The organism is Pseudomonas sp. MD195_PC81_125 (assembly GCF_014060985.1).
In the GTDB taxonomy this organism is placed as follows: domain Bacteria; phylum Pseudomonadota; class Gammaproteobacteria; order Pseudomonadales; family Pseudomonadaceae; genus Aquipseudomonas; species Aquipseudomonas parakoreensis.
Genome location: NZ_JABULD010000472.1, coordinates 1 through 16,431, shown reverse-complemented (window position 1 = coordinate 16,431; position 16,431 = coordinate 1). Strand labels below are relative to the sequence as shown.

The following is a 16,431-nucleotide window of genomic DNA, read 5'->3' as shown; positions in this document are numbered from 1 at the left end:
GGTTGGCATCCATGGCCCGGCGCTTGATCAGCAGCTTTCTGGCGCGAATGTCCAGTTGTGACATCGGTTGATGAACCTGCCAGAACAGATAGTTGGTATTGAGTACCAACTTGATAAAGCGGATATGGCTGAGTACCACCACCAGCTCGTCACGGGTGTTCTGACTGACCGGCAAAATATGCGAGTTGAAGGTTTTGCCACTCAGCGCGGAAAACTGCTTCAACAATGCGGCATCTTTTTCCAGCGCTGCAAGTCCCGCTTCAACCTGGGTCAGTTGAGAACGCGCGAGCAACGGCGCAGTCAATCGCCGCCATGCCTCCTGCACACTCCCGGAAAACGCCGTCTGCACAAGCACCACTGGCTGTTCCTCAAGACTCCAGCCAAACGACCAGAGGATGCCGGCAAAATGATCGAACCACTGCGCAGGCTGAGTACTGCTGTTATAAACGCCGTCCGCCTTGATCTGCGCGAGATAAATGCAGTGCTTCACAAAGTTGTTATCGGCCTCGGCCCGACCTTCCAGGCCGGTGAATAACATATTGTTAACGGCCACTGCGTTATTCTGACTTAAACGTGTATTGGAACTGATATCCATATCATCTCCTGCCAACTTGGCATTGGTTATTTATCGTTCTATTGCGCCAGACTTATTAAATAACTGACCTGAAGCAAACTAACAAAAACAGCAGTTGAAAAAACCAATATTGCTCAACAACACATTTCCGGTCGGCTCTCGCCCCCCTGCGACGACAGACCCGCGTCAGATGCCGGCCGCCGCGTTATCATGCCGCCCTTGAAGATCTACCCTGGATTTAAGGAACGGCATGACACCCTGGCTGACGGTTGTGGGAATCGGTGAAGACGGCTTCAAGGGCCTGGGCAAAAATGCCCGGCGCGCCCTGATGGGCGCCTCGCGGATCATCGGCGGCCAGCGGCAACTGGACTTGCTGCCGGTATGCATACGCGGTGAACGCGCGTTGTGGCCAAGCCCGTTTTCCCTCGCGCCGGTGCTGGAGCAGCGCGGCGAAACGGTGTGCGTGTTGGCCAGTGGTGATCCGATGTTCTACGGCGTCGGCGCCAGCCTTGCGCGGCACGTGCCGAGTGCCGAGATGCTGATCCTGCCGGCGCCATCCTCCTGTTCGCTGGCCGCCGCCCGACTCGGCTGGCCGTTGCAGGATGTAGTGACACTGTCGCTGGTCGCGCGACCTTTGGCGGCACTCAATGCGCAACTGTTCAGCGGCGTACGCCTGTTGCTGCTGAGCAATGACCGGCAAAGTCCGGCGGCGGTCGCGGCGTTGCTGCGTGAGCGCGGATTTGGCGGCAGTCGCCTGAGTGTTCTGGAACACCTGGGCGGCGACGCCGAGCGGCGTATCGACGGCACTGCCAATGACTGGAACGACCCGGAGATTGCCGATCTGAATGTGATCGCCATCGAATGCCTGGCCGATGCGCACGCACCGCGCCTGTCGCGTCTGGCCGGACTGCCCGACTCGGCATTCCAGCACGACGGGCAACTGACCAAACGCGATGTCCGCGCCATCACCCTCGCCCGCCTTGCGCCGATCCCCGGCGAACTGCTGTGGGATGTCGGCGGCGGTTGCGGCTCGATCGGCATCGAATGGATGCGCGCGCACCCCAGCTGCCGTGCCATTGCCATCGAGGCGGACGAAGGCCGACAGGCCTTGATCGAACACAACCGCGACGCGTTGGGCGTACCCGGTCTGCAATTGGTGCGGGGCCGCGCACCGCAGGCGCTCGCCGGGCTGGAGCGCCCCGACGCGATCTTCATCGGCGGCGGCGTGACCCGTGAGGGCGTGTTTGCAACCTGCTGGGATCAACTCAAACCCGGTGGTCGACTGGTGGCCAACGCCGTGACCCTGCAAAGCGAAGTCACCCTGATGAACTGGCGCGAACGCCATGGCGGCGAACTGACCCGAATCCACGTTGCCCAGGCGCAGCCACTGGGTGAGTTCGACACGTGGCGGCAGGCGCTGCCGATCACCTTGCTCGATCTGGTCAAACCCCTCGATGCGTGACGAAACCGCCGAACAACCCGCGCCGCTGCGTAGCGGCCTGACCACCGGCAGCTGCGCCACCGCCACCAGCCTTGCCGCCGCGCGCCTGCTGCTCGACGGCACCTCGGCGGACGCGGTGCAGATCGTCCTGCCCAAGGGCAAGCAGGTGCAGATGCGCCTGGAGTTTTGCCGTTTGACCGCCGACGGCGCCGAGGCCGGAACGATCAAGGACGCCGGCGACGACCCCCGACGTGACCCACGGTGCGCTGCTCTATTCGCACGTGCGGCTGCTGGCCGACCCGGGAATTCGCTTCGTCGCGGGCACAGGTGTCGGCACCGTGACCCGGCCGGGGCTGGTGCTCGGCGTCGGTGAGCCGGCAATCAACCCGGTGCCGCGCAAGATGATCAGCGATCACTTGAGCCTGCTCGCCGCCGAAAGCGGTTATGGCGGCGGCTTCGAGGTCACGGTCAATGTCGAGGGCGGCGAAGCGCTGGCGCTGAAAACCATGAATCCACGGCTGGGCATTCTCGGCGGGCTGTCGATTCTCGGCACCAGCGGTATCGTCCGGCCGTTTTCCTGTGCGGCGTACATCGCCTCGATCCACCAAGGCATCGATGTGGCGAAAACCAATGGTTACCTGCACATCGCCGCGTGCACCGGCAACGCCAGCGAAGACACCATGCGCCGGGTCTACAACCTGCCCGAAATCGCCTTGATCGAAATGGGCGACTTTGTCGGCGCGGTGCTCAAGCATCTGCGCAAAGTGCCTGTGGATAAACTCAGCCTGTGCGGCGGCTTCGGCAAGATCAGCAAACTGGCGGCCGGGCACATGGATCTGCACTCGCGCCATTCCAGCATCGACCTGCCGCAACTGGCCGAATGGGCGGCGGCGATTGGCGCCGATCAGGCGTTGCAACAGAGTATTCGTGAAGCGAATACCAGTCAGCAGGCCTTGGCGATGGCCAGTGCGGCAGGCATTGCCCTCGGCGATGAGGTCTGCCGCCACGCGCTGAATTTCGCCCGCAGCGTGGTGCCGGCGAAGGTTCAGGTCGAGGTGTTTGCGATTGATCGCCAGGGCGGCATTGTCGGCCACGCCGGAGGTTTTGCATGAAGCGCATTCTGTTGCTGGGCGGCGTCACCGAAGCCCTGGCCATCGCCCGTACGTTGGGGCCAGAACACATCTACAGCCTGGCCGGCGTGGGCCGGGTGCCGACCGACCTGACCTGCCAGGTGCGCGTCGGAGGCTACGGCAAGGCCGAAGGGCTCGCGCAGTTCATTCGCGACGAAGGCATCGACCTGCTGCTCGACGCGACCCACCCCTACGCCGCGCAAATCAGCCACAACGCCGCCCGCGCCGCGCAATTGAGCGGCATCCCTTGCTGGGCCTTGCGCCGCCCCCGCATGGCAGCCGCAACCGGGCGATGACTGGCGCGAAGTCAGCGACTGGGCCGAACTGACCGCAGCCCTCAAACCGTTCCGCCGCCCGCTGTTCACCCTCGGCCGCGAACCGCTGCAACACCTCGATGAAATCCCTGCCAGCCAGTTCTGGACCCTGCGCGCGCTCGACGTCTACCCCGGCAACGAACGCTGCGAAGTGATCGGCGCCCGTGGGCCATTTCTGCTTGAGGACGAACGCGCACTGTTCGAGCGCCGGCAGATCGATGTCCTGATCGCCAAGAACAGCGGCAGCACCGCGACCGAACCCAAGCTGGAAGTGGCGCGGGAGTTGGGGGTGCCGGTGATTGTGTTGAAGCGGCCGGTGTTGCCGGGGGTTGATCGGGAGTTTCTGACGACGTCTGAAGTCTTCGCTGCCCTTGCCGCCTTCACCCGGCTTTAGCCAGGTGCAGATTTCGAATACGCCTTCGCGGGCAAGCCCGCTCCCACAGTGGTCCGCGCCGACTGCATAGTTTGTGTATGCCACGGATCCTGTGGGAGCGGGCTTGCTCGCGAAGGCGCCGGTACTGTAATCCTCTCTCCAGCGCCCTACAGCTAAACCGGATGCTACGTACAACCACTTAAAGAACCACTGACTGTCTGCATTAAATGCCCGGTTTTATGCTCACCGCTTTTGAGCCCAAAGGTGAACATTGCGATGACCGAAAAATTCACCCGTTTCGACGCCGCCGAATACCTCAAAACTCCTGAGGATATGGCGGCGTATCTGGACGCTTGCTTTGATGATGATGAAGGCGATGGCGTGCTCATCCGTGCAGCACTGAATGACATAGCCCGAGCTCAGGGCATGACACAGGTGGCACGTGATGCTGGCCTGGGTCGTGAAAGTCTCTATAAAGCGCTGAGCAGCACTGGTAACCCAGAATTCGCAACTATCATGAAGGTCATGAAGGCTTTGGGTTTGAGATTGCACGCCGTCGCGGTTTGATTGATCTGCGACACCAAACCGCACGACGCCTTTTTACTTATCGGCCCTGATCAGGCTAAATAGCCCGCGTCTGATCGCCCACCCAACGGATCTGTCCCATGAACCGACACCGGCTCGCATTTGCCTGGATCGCCTGCTTTGCAGTGCTGTTCAACATGCTCGCCATGCCGATGACCGGGGCGCTGGCGCAGGCGGCCAATTCACCGGCCGAACAGGTGCTGTGGAGCAGTTTCTGCACCGGCAGCGGGACGAAAATGGTGGCGATCAACATCGGCACCCCGGAGCAGAAAGCCCCGTCCAACGACAGCCATGCCAACATGCAGCATTGCTGGTGCTGCTCGGGTTCAGCGCCGCTGGTAGCGTTGCCGGGGCATGCGCCGCAGCTGTATTTTGCCCGCTTCGAAAGCAATCGCAGCGTGGCCCCGCCCTCGTTGCAAACACCGACACCGCGCCAGCAATGGCCGAGCCTTAATCCGCGCGCCTCGCCTCTGGTTTGATTTGTTCTCGCAATTGACCTGCGTATCAAATCGTTCTGGAGAACTGCCATGTTGAACAAACTCTTCGTCATCGCTGCGCTGTTGCTGCCGGCGTGCTTCGCCCATGCCCACGAATACAAGGCCGGCGAGTTGGAAATCGCGCACCCGTGGTCGCAGGAGCTGCCGCCCAACGCGCCGACGGTTGCCGCTTACTTTGTGATCAGCAATCCCGGCAAGGCCGACGATCGCCTGCTCAGCGTCGACTCGCCGATCACTGACAAGGCTCAGTTGCACGAGCATGTGATGCAGGGCGATCTGATGAAAATGCAGCAAGTGCCCAACGTGGTGATTCCGGCCGGCGGCAAAGTGACGTTCGCGCCGATGGCCTATCACGTGATGCTGCTCAATCCGAAAGACCGCAGCCTGCTCAGCGACGGCAAACGCTTCCCGCTGACCCTGCATTTCGAGAAGGCCGGCAACGTTACCGTCGAAGTCGCGGTGCAGAAGAAACCGCCGGAAACCAAGGCACACGATCACGCCCAGTAACCGATCCGGCTGACCACGCCCGTGCGCCCGCAACGCGCCGGGGCGTCCAGCAAGCATCGCCAGAGCCAGGCTCTGACCCGCGGTAGCTGGATCGCCCTGTTCGCCATGTTGATGATCTTCATCGGCCCGCTGATTTCTCAGTCGATGCCGATGGATCAGCACGCCTCGAGTTCCATGCCGATGAGCATGGACATGGCCATGCCGGGTATGGATCACGCCGCGCACGGCGCACAACCGGCTGCCGAACACTGTCCGCCGCAATCCTCGCACCACGCCCTGTGGGAAAAGTGTGGTTATTGCAGCCTGCTGTTCAACTGCCCGGCGCTGACCGGTGGCGGCACGTTCGCCACATTCAGCATCGCCCAAGTCAACACCTTCGTCCCATCCTCCCCGCGTCTGGGCCATGCCCGACAGAACTTCTTCCCTGGCGCCCGCACCCGCGCCCCGCCCATCGCCGCGTAAACACCGCACCTTTGATTGCACACGGTCGAGAAGACAGCTTCAGGCTGCCGGCCGTGTCGTTTACGACTGTTTGATGGAAATTGTCATGTCCAGGTTTTCTGCTGTTCCACGCCCGGGTTCTGCCCAGGCGTCCTTCGCGCTGAACGCATCACGCATTCGTTTCTCGCACGCCACCGCCGCCCTTTGCGGCGTCCTGCTGTCCCCGCTGGTGCTGGCCGATGACCACGCCGGTCACGTTGATGAACTGAGCCCGACGGTGATCACCGCCATCGCCCCGAGTTCACCGCTGACCATCGTCACCAACCCCAAGGACCCGCGCCAACCGGTGCCGGCCAGCGATGGCGGCGATTACCTGAAGACCATTCCCGGCTTCGCCCTGGTGCGCAATGGCGGCACCAATGGCGACCCGGTGCTGCGCGGCATGTTCGGTTCGCGGCTGAACATTCTCACCAACGGCAGCATGCTGCTCGGCGCCTGCCCGGGGCGGATGGACGCACCGACCTCGTACATCTCGCCGGAAACCTACGACAAGCTCACGGTGATCAAAGGCCCGCAAACCGTACTTTGGGGCCCGGGGGCATCGGCGGGCACGATCCTCTTCGACCGTGAGCCGGAAAGCTTCGGCGAACTCGGCACACGGGTGAATGCCAGCGTGCTGGCCGGCTCCAACGGGCGCTTCGACAAGGTCGTCGACGCCGCTGCCGGCGGGCCATTGGGCTACGTGCGGGTGATCGGCAACACCGCGCATTCCGACGACTATCGCGATGGCAACAACGACAGCGTGCCGTCGCGCTACGACAAGTGGAACGGTGACATCGCCGTCGGCTGGACCCCGGACGCCGACACCCTGATCGAACTCACCGCCGGCAAGGGCGATGGCGAAGCGCGCTACGCCGGACGCGGCATGGACGGTTCGCAGTTCCTGCGCGAAAGCCTCGGCCTGCGCTTCGAAAAATCCAACATCACTGACGTGCTGGAGAAACTCGAAGCCCAGGTCTATTACAACTACGCCGACCACGTGATGGACAACTACACCCTGCGCACGCCGTCCGGCACCGGGATGATGGCCGGGCCCATGGCCTCCAACGTCGACCGTCGCACCCTCGGCGCGCGGATCAAAGCGACCTGGCGCTGGGCCGACATCCAGCTGATCACCGGCCTCGATGCGCAGACCAACGAACACCGTCAACGCAGCGGCATGGGCATCGACACCTACAAAAATCAGCCGTACACCAAGGACGCCGATTTCCATAACTACGGCGTGTTCAGCGAAATGACCTGGTACGCCGCCGACCGGGACCGGCTGATCACCGGCGCCCGAATCGACCGCGCCTCGGCCAAGGATTACCGGCAGAGCATTGGTTCGGGAATGATGAGCCGGCCAAATCCGACCGCCGACGACACCCGCGCCGACACACTGCCCAGCGGCTTCGTGCGCTACGAGCATGACCTGGCCGACACACCGGCCACGCTGTACGCCGGCCTCGGTCACGCGCAGCGCTTCCCGGATTACTGGGAGCTGTTTTCACCGAAGTCCGGCCCGGCCGGTTCACTGAATGCGTTCGACTCGATCAAACCGGAAAAGACCACCCAGTTCGACTTTGGCGTGAACTACAAGACCACCGAACTCGAAGCCTGGGCCTCGGGCTACGTCGGTGTGGTGCGCGACTACATCCTGTTCGACTACACGCCAACGATGATGGGCATGAGCACTTCGCGCGCGGAAAACATCGACGCACGGATCATGGGTGGCGAACTCGGCGCCGCCTACAAACTCACCGATAACTGGAAAGCCGACGCGACCCTGGCGTACGCCTGGGGCAAGAACAGCAGCGATGGCAAGGCCCTGCCGCAAATGCCGCCACTGGATGCCCGCTTCGGCCTGACCTACAGCGAAGACCACTGGAGCGCCGGGGCGCTGTGGCGCGTGGTCGCGGCGCAAAACCGCATCGACCAGAACAAAGGCAACGTGGTCGGCAAGGACTACGACAAGAGCGGCGGCTTTGGCGTGTTCTCGCTCAACGGCGCCTACCGGATCAACAAGAACTGGAAGGTCAGCACCGGCGTCGACAACCTGTTCGGCAAGGCTTACGCCGAGCACCTGAACCTGGCCGGTAACGCCGGTTTCGGCTACCCGGCCAACGACCCGCAAGCGATCAACGAGCCGGGGCGCACGCTCTGGACCAAGGTCGACATGAGTTTCTGACAAGAAAAAATCAAAAGATCGCAGGCTCCTGCAGGGGAGCGCGTAGATCCTGTAGGAGCTGCCGAAGGCTGCGATCTTTTGATCTAAAAAAATGATTCGCCAAGCGGAGCAAACGTGATGCAAAAGCCCAAACCGAATTTCTACAACCTGGCCTGGCGCTGGCATTTCTATGCCGGATTATTCGTCGCGCCGTTCATGGTGATGCTGGCCCTGACCGGCATCGTCTACCTGTTCAAACCGCAACTCGACTCACTGATGTACAGCAGCCTGCTCAAGGTTCCGGCCGGGCATCACACGGTGCCGGCCGATGACCTGCTGCAACGGGTCAAGAGCGCTTATCCACAAGGTCAGATCACCCAATACCTGCCACCGGCCAACGCCGAACGCAGCGCTCAGTTTGTCGTCAAGCATGCAGATCGCGAACTCAACGTGTTCATCGATCCGTACCACGGTGACATCCTCGGCGAGCAGGATGCCAAGCAGAATCTGCAAGCCATCGCCCGCGCCATTCACGGCGAGTTGATGATCGGCACCGTGGGTGACCGCTTGATCGAACTCGCCGCCGGTTGGGGTGTGGTGTTGGTGGTGTCCGGGGTGTTCCTGTGGTGGCCGCGCGGGCAGGCCGCCGGGATTCTGTGGCCACGGCTGAACAGTCGCGGTCGGGTGTTGTGGCGTGATCTGCACGCCGTCACCGGGTTCTGGGGCGCCGCACTGTTGCTGGTGATGCTGCTCAGCGGCATGACCTGGACCGGCTTCTGGGGCAAGCAATATGCCCAGGTCTGGAACGTGTTCCCGGCCGCGATGTGGAACAACGTGCCGACCTCCGACATCGAGGCCGGCAGTCTCAACAACGCCGCGCGCCAGACCGTGCCATGGGCGATGGAAAACACGCCGATGCCGATGTCCGGCGACCACGCCGAGCACATGGCCCACGGCGGCATGCAACACGGTCCCGCAGCGCCCGCGATCAGCCTGCAAGACGTGCAGAACATCGCCATTGAGCGCAAGGTCGAACCCGGCTACAGCATCACTCTGCCGACCACCGCGACCGGGGTATTCACCATTGCCGTGTTCGCCGACGACCCGCGTAACGATGCGACCCTGCATGTCGATCAGTACACCGGCAAGGTCCTCGCCGATGTGCGTTTCGAGCAGTACGGCGCGGTGGCACGGGCCACGGAAATCGGTGTGATGCTGCATGAGGGCAAGATGTTCGGCACTTTCAATCAGATCGTCGTGCTGCTGATCTGCCTGATGATTCTGCTCAGCGCCGTCAGCGGTGTGGTGATCTGGTGGAAGCGTCGCCCGCAAGGCAAGTTCGGCGTGCCGCCGCTGCGCCATGACCTGCCGAAATGGAAAACCGGCGTGACGATCATGCTGGTGCTGGCCGTGATCTTTCCGCTGGTGGGCGCTTCGCTGGTGCTGGTCTGGCTGCTGGATCGCCTGCTGTTGTCGCGTCTGGGCCGCCAAGCTGAATCCGCCTCAACTTCAACGTGAAGCAGGCGAGATGCGCGTTTCAGACAGATCTTTAAACTGCCGGGGTTTAAACTCCGGCAGATTTTAGTGTTACTGTATAACGCAAATATGCCGCTCTGCCCGCGATCAAAAGTGGCGGGCTTTCTTTTGAAGAAGTGATTCACCGCCCCGATGAACAAGTACCTCTTGTCCAGCCTCTGCCTGTTCGCCCTGAACAACGCCAACGCCGACAGCCAGCCGCTGACGCTGCCCACCGGCACCATCAGCGCTCCGGCCATGGATGACGAAAACGTCAGCCTGACCACGCCGACCTCCGCCGGTTCGCGCATGAACCTGACGGCCATGGAGACCCCGGCCAGCGTCGAAAGCCTTAGCGGCGAGCAGGTGCGCGCCCGTGGCGATCGCAGCGTGCAGGGCGCCGTGTCGCGCAGCACCGGCATCAGCCGCACCGGCACTCCGGGCGATGGCGGCACCTCGTTGCAGGCACGCGGCTTTACCGGGCAGAGTTCGGTGATGCAGCTGTATGACGGCAACCGCATGTACACCGGCATGGGCACCGTGACCTTTCCGGTCGACACCTGGTCGGTGCAGCGCGTCGACGTGCTGCGCGGCCCGGCCTCGGTGCTGTACGGCGAAGGCGCGACCGGTGCGGTGGTCAACGTGATTGCGAAGAAACCGTTCGAGGGCGACATCGAAAACCACTTGCGCCTCGGCTATGGCTCCTACGACCGTCAGCAGCAGGCGTTCGACAGCGGCGGCTCGCTGAGCGACACACTGAGCTATCGCCTCAATCTCAATCGTCTGCGCAGCAACGGCTGGGTCGATCGCGGTGATTCCTCCGGCGACTTCATCAGTGCCGCGCTGCGCTGGCAGGCCGCCGACGACCTGGCCTTCACCCTCGCCCACGATTACGGCGATCAGCGCCCGCAGAACGACTTCGGCACGCCGTTGATCAACGGCCAATTGAAAGACAGCCTGCGCTACAAGAACTACAACGTGCGCGACGACCAGCAGCACTACAACGATCAGTGGACGCGCCTGACCACCGATTGGCAGATCAACAACGCCGTCAGTGCCAGCAACGAGCTGTACTACCTCAAGGCCCGGCGCCGCTGGCAGAACGCCGAGAACTACAACTTCGACACCGCCACGCAACAGCTCAGCCGCAGCGGCTACTTCGGCATCGGCCACCAGCAGGAACAGGTCGGCGACCGCCAGACCTTCACCTTCAAGCACTCGCTGTTTGGCCTCGACAGCCAGACCGTGACTGGCGTCGATTACAACCGCATCCGCTTCCAGCTCAACAGCAACTCGCCGTTCAACGACGTGTTGCCCAACGGTCAGCCCTTGGATCTGTATCACCCGCAGCCGGGCTATTTCGAAAGCGCCAATCCGTACCGCGACCAGTTCGACAGCACCACCAAACAGATGTCAGTGTTCGGCGAAAACCGCACGCAACTCAGCGAGCGCTGGTCGCTGGTGACCGGCGTGCGCCGTGACTACGTACAGGTGGATCGCAACAACCTGGTCGACGACAGCCAGAGCGACAAGACCCTGACCGGCAATAACTGGAAGGCTGGACTGGTGTTTGCCCTGACGCCCGAGACTTCGTTTTACGCTCAGGTCGCGACCAGCACCGACGGCATTGGCGGCCTGATATCCCTGAGCCCGAGTCAGCAGCAATACGACCTGTCGACTGCACGCCAGACCGAGGTCGGCCTGAAGCAGTTGTTCTGGGATCAACGCGGCGAGTTCACCCTGGCGGCCTATCGCATCGTCAAAAAGAAGCTGCTGACCGACGATCCGGGCAACCCGACGCTCAAGCAGCAGGTCGGTCAGCAATCGTCCAACGGTCTTGAAGCCAGCCTCGACCTGCAACTGCCGCACGCCTGGCAACTGCAGGCCAACGCGGCGATTGTGAAGGCCAAGTACGATGATTTCTCCGAAGTGGTCAACGGACAGGCGCTGTCGTACAACGGTAATCGCCCGGTGGATGTACCGCGTCGAACTGCCAATCTGTGGCTGAACAAAAACCTCAGTGATGATCTGAAGGCTGGCGCCGGCGTGCGTTATGTCGACGCGCGCTACGCCGACATGGCCAACCGCAACGAGCTGCCGAGTTACACCGTGGTCGATGCGACGCTGGCGTGGCAAGCCTTGCGCAACACCACGCTGGGCCTGCAGCTGAACAATCTGTTTGACCGCCGGTACGCACAAAGCCAATACAATGACGGCCAGCAATGGATCCTCGGCGAGCCGAGGTCGTTCTTCGTCACGGCGGATTACACCTTTTAAAAGCTCAAACATTCCTGTGGTGAGGGGATTTATCCCCGATCGGCGGCGAAGCCGTCGCAATCCGATGAATACAGTCTTCTGACAAATCGTGATTACAGGTTTTGGGACCGCTGCGCGGTCCATCGGGGATAAATCCCCTCACCACAAATGATGTAATGAATTCAGGAATTTGATGACCTCGCTAAATCTCGCCAACCTTGCCTGGACACCCCTGGGCCACGGCCACTGCCATCACCAGTTCCAGCTGCGTGATGCCTCGTTGCAGGTGGCCGCCGGTGAGTTTGTCGGGCTGATCGGCCCCAACGGCAGCGGCAAGACCAGCCTGCTGCGCTGCGCCTATCGCTTCAGTCAGCCGGAAAGCGGCGAGGTCAGACTCGATCACCACAACGTGTGGAAGCAATCCTCGCGCTGGTGCGCGAAACGCATCGCCGTGGTTCTGCAGGAATTCCCCGATGCTTTTGGCCTGACCGTCGAAGAAGTGGTCGCCATGGGCCGCACGCCGCACAAAGACCTGTTCGATGGCGACACGCTGGAAGATCGCAATCTGGCGACGCAAGCGCTCAAATCCGTCGGCCTCGACGGCTTCGAAGACCATGCGTTCGCCACGCTGTCCGGCGGTGAGAAGCAGCGGGTGATCCTTGCCCGCGCCCTGACCCAGCAACCGCAACTGTTGATCCTCGACGAACCGACCAACCACCTCGACCCGCGTTATCAGCTCGAACTGCTGCAGCTGGTCAAACGTCTGCAGATCGGCACCCTCGCCAGCATCCACGACCTGAACCTGGCCGCCGCGTTCTGTGACCGACTGTACGTGATCAACCACGGCCGGATCGTCGCCAGCGGCACGCCGCCAGAAGTACTGACCACCGAGCTGCTGCGCGACGTATTCGGCGTCGAGGCGTTGATCGACTCCCATCCCCTCCACGGCTACCCGCGAATCACCTGGATAACCCGACCATGACCGTGCGTTCCCTGCTTTGCGTCGCTTTTTTGTTGTGCAGTGCCCAGGCCTTGGCCGAAGCCACGAAGTACCCGCTGACCGTCCCCAGCTGCAACCGCGAAGTGACCTTCAATGAAGCGCCGCAGCACGCGGTCAGCCACGACATCAACATGACCCAGATGATGCTCGCCCTCGGCCTCAAATCGCGCATGGCCGGTTACAGCGGCGTCAGCGGCTGGAAGTCGGTGACGCCCCAGATGCAGTCGCTGCTCGACGGCTTGCCGGAGCTGGCCGCGAAATATCCGTCGGTGGAAACCCTGCTCAACGCCAACGTCGATTTCTTTTTTCGCCGGCTGGGATTACGGCATGCGCGTCGGCGGCGATCTCACCCCGCAGACCCTGCAACCGCTGGGCATCAACGTGTATGAGCTGACCGAGTCCTGCGCCTTCGTGATGAAGCGCCCGGCGGCGACGCTGGATGACACCTACAACGACCTGCGCAATCTGGGGAAGATTTTCGACGTACAGGATCGCGCCAACGCACTGATCGCCGACATGCAGAATCAGGTCGCCGAGATCCGCAAAGACCTGCCCGCCGACAAGCCGCGCGTGTTCCTCTACGACAGCGGCGAGGACCGCGCCATGACTTCCGGGCGTCTCGGCATGCCGCAGGCGCTGATCGACGCGGCGGGTGGGCGCAACATTCTCGATGACGTCGAAGCGAGCTGGACCCGGGTCAACTGGGAGACCGTGGTCGAGCGCAATCCGCAGGTGATCGTGATCGTCGACTACAGCGAAATCACTGCCGAGCAGAAGATCGAATTTCTGCTGAACAACCCGGCGCTGCAATCGGTGGACGCGATCAAGAACCAGCGTTTCATCGTCATCCCTTACGTGCAGGCCACACCGGGGATCGATAACGTGCTGGCGGTGGAAACCCTGGCCAAAGGATTCCACGGCGAATGATCGACCGGCGCTACGCCCTGTTGCTCACCGCCCTCGGCGCCCTGTTGCTGGTGTCGTGCGTGGTCTCGCTCGGTTTTGGTCCGGCGCGGGTGCCGGTGGAGGTGGTGTGGCGGATTCTGCTGCACAAGGCCTTCGGTTTCGGCGAGGTGAACTGGAGCGCCGGGCAGGAACACATTGTCTGGCTGATCCGTGTGCCGCGCATGTTGCTCGGCGCGCTGGTCGGTGCCGGGCTGGCGTTGATCGGCGCGGTGTTGCAAGCGGTGACGCGCAATCCTCTGGCCGATCCGCACCTGCTCGGCGTCACCTCCGGCGCAACCCTCGGCGCAGTGATCGTGGTGCTGCACATCGGAGAGATCGTCGGTTTGCTGACCTTGCCGATTGCCGCCTTCATCGGTGCATTGCTGAGCATGTTTCTGGTATTGGGCATCGCCAACCGGCAGGGTCGACTCGACAGCGACCGCTTGCTGCTGTGCGGCGTGGCGGTGTCGTTCGTGATGATGGCGATCGCCAACCTGCTGTTGTTCATGGGCGACCATCGCGCCAGTTCGGCGGTGATGTTCTGGATGCTCGGCGGCCTCGGCCTGGCGCGCTGGGAGCTGCTGACGATACCCGCGCTGAGCGTATTGCTCGGCCTCGGCCTGCTGCTGGGCATGGCCCGCCCGTTGAATGCACTGATGGCTGGCGAGCAGACCGCCGTGACCCTCGGTCTGAACGCTCGGGCGGTGCGTTTGCGGGTGTTTGTGATCGCCTCGTTGATGACCGGGGTGCTGGTGTCGATCAGTGGCTCGATCGGCTTTGTCGGACTGATGGTGCCGCACATTGCCCGCCGTCTGGTGGGTGCCGAACATCGCCGTCTGCTGCCGGCCTGCGTACTGCTCGGCAGCCTGTTTCTGGTGTGGGTCGATGTGGCCGCGCGAACCCTGATCGCGCCGGAAGACTTGCCCATCGGCGTTGCCACCGCGGCCATCGGCGGCCTGTTCTTCATCGGCCTGATGCGCCGCCGCTGATCCAACACCGATCAAAAACTGTAGGAGCTGCCGCAGGCTGCGATCTCTTGATCTTGCTTTTGATCATTGAAAATCAAAGTCAAAAAGATCGCAGCCTTCGGCAGCTCCTACAGGAATTGTGGGCGCCCCAATCTGGCGCGGCCGCCTGCACCAACGCTCTCTCCGCGTCCCCTCATGGTGCACCCCACCCACGCGCGACCGCTCTAAACCGACATTTTCCTGTCCGATCCCGACCGGGCACAGCCCTTGCAAAACACCCTTCAGTCGTCCGCATCTGCCAACCATAAAAAACTTTAACGTTCATGGAGATCGCACAATGAAGCGTCGCAGTTTGATCAAGGCTTTCACACTCACGGCATCCATTGCCGCGATGGGCATGACCTGGACTGTCCAGGCCGCCGAGACCATCAAGGTGGGGATTCTGCATTCGTTGTCCGGGACCATGGCGATTTCCGAAACGTCGCTCAAGGACATGGCGCTGATGACCATCGACGAGATCAACGCCAAGGGCGGGGTGAACGGCAAGATGCTCGAACCGGTGGTGGTCGACCCGGCATCGAACTGGCCGCTGTTCGCCGAGAAAGGCCGGCAGTTGCTGACCCAGGACAAGGTCGCGGTGGTGTTCGGCTGCTGGACCTCGGTGTCGCGCAAATCGGTGCTGCCGGTGTTCGAAGAACTCAACGGCCTGCTGTTCTACCCGGTGCAATACGAAGGCGAAGAGATGTCGCCGAACGTGTTTTACACCGGCGCTGCGCCGAACCAGCAAGCGATCCCGGCCGTTGAATACCTGATGAGCGAAGAAGGTGGCAGCGCCAAGCGTTTCTTCCTGCTCGGCACCGACTACGTCTACCCGCGCACCACCAACAAGATCCTGCGCTCGTTCCTGCACTCCAAAGGCGTGGCCGACAAGGACATCGAAGAGGTCTACACCCCGTTCGGTCACAGCGACTATCAAACCATCGTCGCCAACATCAAGAAGTTCTCCGCCGGCGGCAAGACCGCTGTGATCTCGACGGTCAACGGTGACTCCAACGTGCCGTTCTACAAAGAGCTGGCCAACCAGGGGCTGAAGGCGACCGACGTACCGGTGGTGGCGTTCTCCGTGGGTGAAGAAGAACTGCGCGGCATCGACACCAAACCGCTGGTGGGCAACCTCGCGGCGTGGAACTACTTCGAGTCCGTGGAGAACCCGGTGAACAAGAAGTTCGTCGCTGACTGGAAGGCTTACGCGAAGAAACACAACCTGCCGGGCGCGGACAAAGCGGTGACCAACGACCCGATGGAAGCCACCTACGTCGGCATCCACATGTGGGCGCAAGCGGCGGAGAAAGCCAAGTCCACCGACGTCGACAAAGTCCGCGAAGCACTGGCCGGCCAGACCTTCGCCGCGCCGTCCGGTTACACCCTGACCATGGACAAGACCAATCACCACCTGCACAAGCCAGTGATGATCGGCGAGATCCAGAACGATGGTCAGTTCAACGTCGTGTGGCAGACCGAAGGCCCGATCCGCGCTCAGCCATGGAGTCCGTTTATCGATGGCAACGACAAGAAACCGGATTATGCGGTGAAGAGCAACTGAGCCATTGGGTGTCGGGCCTGACGAAATCGTCCGGCCCGACACAATTCCCTGTGGGAGCTGGCTTGCCAGCAATGGC

12 protein-coding genes and 3 pseudogenes are annotated in these 16,431 nt (G+C 62.1%); 14 read left to right on the top strand and 1 reads right to left on the bottom strand.

Annotated elements, in window-relative coordinates; genetic code table 11:
- A partial coding sequence (locus tag HT737_RS18915; protein ID WP_182403650.1) for a hypothetical protein occupies positions 1–595 on the bottom strand: 595 nt, incomplete at its 3' end.
- A 229-nt stretch (positions 596–824) separates the two neighbouring features.
- Between HT737_RS18915 and cbiE the strand changes: the two genes are divergently transcribed.
- From cbiE to urtA, 14 genes and pseudogenes are all read left to right on the top strand, one after another.
- Positions 825–2,036 (top strand): precorrin-6y C5,15-methyltransferase (decarboxylating) subunit CbiE, encoded by a 1,212-nt coding sequence (cbiE, locus tag HT737_RS18910; protein WP_182403648.1) that lies wholly within the window; start codon positions 825–827, stop codon positions 2,034–2,036.
- A pseudogene (locus HT737_RS18905) lies at positions 2,029–3,127 on the top strand (cobalt-precorrin-5B (C(1))-methyltransferase). Before cbiE ends, HT737_RS18905 begins: the two are co-directional and overlap by 8 nt.
- Positions 3,124–3,853, top strand: a pseudogene (locus HT737_RS18900) (cobalt-precorrin-6A reductase). Before HT737_RS18905 ends, HT737_RS18900 begins: the two co-directional pseudogenes overlap by 4 nt.
- 255 nt (positions 3,854–4,108) lie before the next feature.
- Positions 4,109–4,399, top strand: coding sequence for an addiction module antidote protein (locus tag HT737_RS18895; RefSeq protein ID WP_003221244.1), 291 nt, complete (start codon positions 4,109–4,111; stop codon positions 4,397–4,399).
- Between the two features lie 98 nt (positions 4,400–4,497).
- On the top strand, positions 4,498–4,896 hold the full coding sequence (locus tag HT737_RS18890) for a DUF2946 domain-containing protein (protein WP_182403646.1): 399 nt from the start codon (positions 4,498–4,500) through the stop codon (positions 4,894–4,896).
- A 48-nt stretch (positions 4,897–4,944) separates the two neighbouring features.
- Positions 4,945–5,421, top strand: coding sequence for a copper chaperone PCu(A)C (locus HT737_RS18885; protein WP_047291039.1), 477 nt, complete (start codon positions 4,945–4,947; stop codon positions 5,419–5,421).
- A 21-nt stretch (positions 5,422–5,442) separates the two neighbouring features.
- Positions 5,443–5,883 carry a DUF2946 domain-containing protein gene (locus tag HT737_RS18880; RefSeq protein WP_182403644.1) on the top strand — a complete coding sequence of 147 codons (441 nt, stop codon included), beginning with the start codon at positions 5,443–5,445 and terminating at the stop codon, positions 5,881–5,883.
- A gap of 85 nt (positions 5,884–5,968) precedes the next feature.
- The gene (locus tag HT737_RS18875) at positions 5,969–8,089 is read left to right on the top strand and encodes a TonB-dependent copper receptor (protein WP_182403642.1); all 2,121 of its coding nucleotides are present in this window, start codon (positions 5,969–5,971) and stop codon (positions 8,087–8,089) included.
- A gap of 117 nt (positions 8,090–8,206) precedes the next feature.
- On the top strand, positions 8,207–9,586 hold the full coding sequence (locus HT737_RS18870) for a PepSY domain-containing protein (RefSeq protein WP_182403640.1): 1,380 nt from the start codon (positions 8,207–8,209) through the stop codon (positions 9,584–9,586).
- 150 nt (positions 9,587–9,736) lie between these two features.
- Complete coding sequence (locus tag HT737_RS18865; protein WP_182403638.1) at positions 9,737–11,860, top strand: TonB-dependent siderophore receptor; 2,124 nt, start codon at positions 9,737–9,739, stop codon at positions 11,858–11,860.
- Positions 11,861–12,032: 172 nt separating this feature from the next.
- On the top strand, positions 12,033–12,821 hold the full coding sequence (locus HT737_RS18860; protein WP_182403636.1) for an ABC transporter ATP-binding protein: 789 nt from the start codon (positions 12,033–12,035) through the stop codon (positions 12,819–12,821).
- Positions 12,818–13,766: pseudogene (locus tag HT737_RS18855) on the top strand (ABC transporter substrate-binding protein). The gene HT737_RS18860 and the pseudogene HT737_RS18855 overlap by 4 nt, the downstream one beginning before the upstream one ends.
- Positions 13,763–14,773: an iron ABC transporter permease gene (locus tag HT737_RS18850; RefSeq protein ID WP_182403634.1), complete on the top strand. Its 1,011-nt coding sequence runs from the start codon at positions 13,763–13,765 to the stop codon at positions 14,771–14,773. Before HT737_RS18855 ends, HT737_RS18850 begins: the two are co-directional and overlap by 4 nt.
- 316 nt (positions 14,774–15,089) lie before the next feature.
- Entirely contained in the window at positions 15,090–16,355 is a 1,266-nt protein-coding gene (gene urtA, locus HT737_RS18845; protein ID WP_027613564.1) for an urea ABC transporter substrate-binding protein, read from the top strand.
- The last annotated feature ends 76 nt before the right edge of the window (positions 16,356–16,431 follow it).

What these genes read in the sequence shown, in the direction of transcription:
- HT737_RS18850 (WP_182403634.1), top strand. Translation starts at nt 13,763, where the DNA reads ATGATCGACCGGCGCTACGCCCTGTTGCTCACCGCCCTCGGCGCCCTG.
- HT737_RS18890 (WP_182403646.1), top strand. Translation starts at nt 4,498, where the DNA reads ATGAACCGACACCGGCTCGCATTTGCCTGGATCGCCTGCTTTGCAGTG.
- HT737_RS18885 (WP_047291039.1), top strand. Translation starts at nt 4,945, where the DNA reads ATGTTGAACAAACTCTTCGTCATCGCTGCGCTGTTGCTGCCGGCGTGC.
- HT737_RS18860 (WP_182403636.1), top strand. Translation starts at nt 12,033, where the DNA reads ATGACCTCGCTAAATCTCGCCAACCTTGCCTGGACACCCCTGGGCCAC.
- HT737_RS18875 (WP_182403642.1), top strand. Translation starts at nt 5,969, where the DNA reads ATGTCCAGGTTTTCTGCTGTTCCACGCCCGGGTTCTGCCCAGGCGTCC.
- cbiE (WP_182403648.1), top strand. Translation starts at nt 825, where the DNA reads ATGACACCCTGGCTGACGGTTGTGGGAATCGGTGAAGACGGCTTCAAG.
- HT737_RS18865 (WP_182403638.1), top strand. Translation starts at nt 9,737, where the DNA reads ATGAACAAGTACCTCTTGTCCAGCCTCTGCCTGTTCGCCCTGAACAAC.
- HT737_RS18895 (WP_003221244.1), top strand. Translation starts at nt 4,109, where the DNA reads ATGACCGAAAAATTCACCCGTTTCGACGCCGCCGAATACCTCAAAACT.
- urtA (WP_027613564.1), top strand. Translation starts at nt 15,090, where the DNA reads ATGAAGCGTCGCAGTTTGATCAAGGCTTTCACACTCACGGCATCCATT.
- HT737_RS18870 (WP_182403640.1), top strand. Translation starts at nt 8,207, where the DNA reads ATGCAAAAGCCCAAACCGAATTTCTACAACCTGGCCTGGCGCTGGCAT.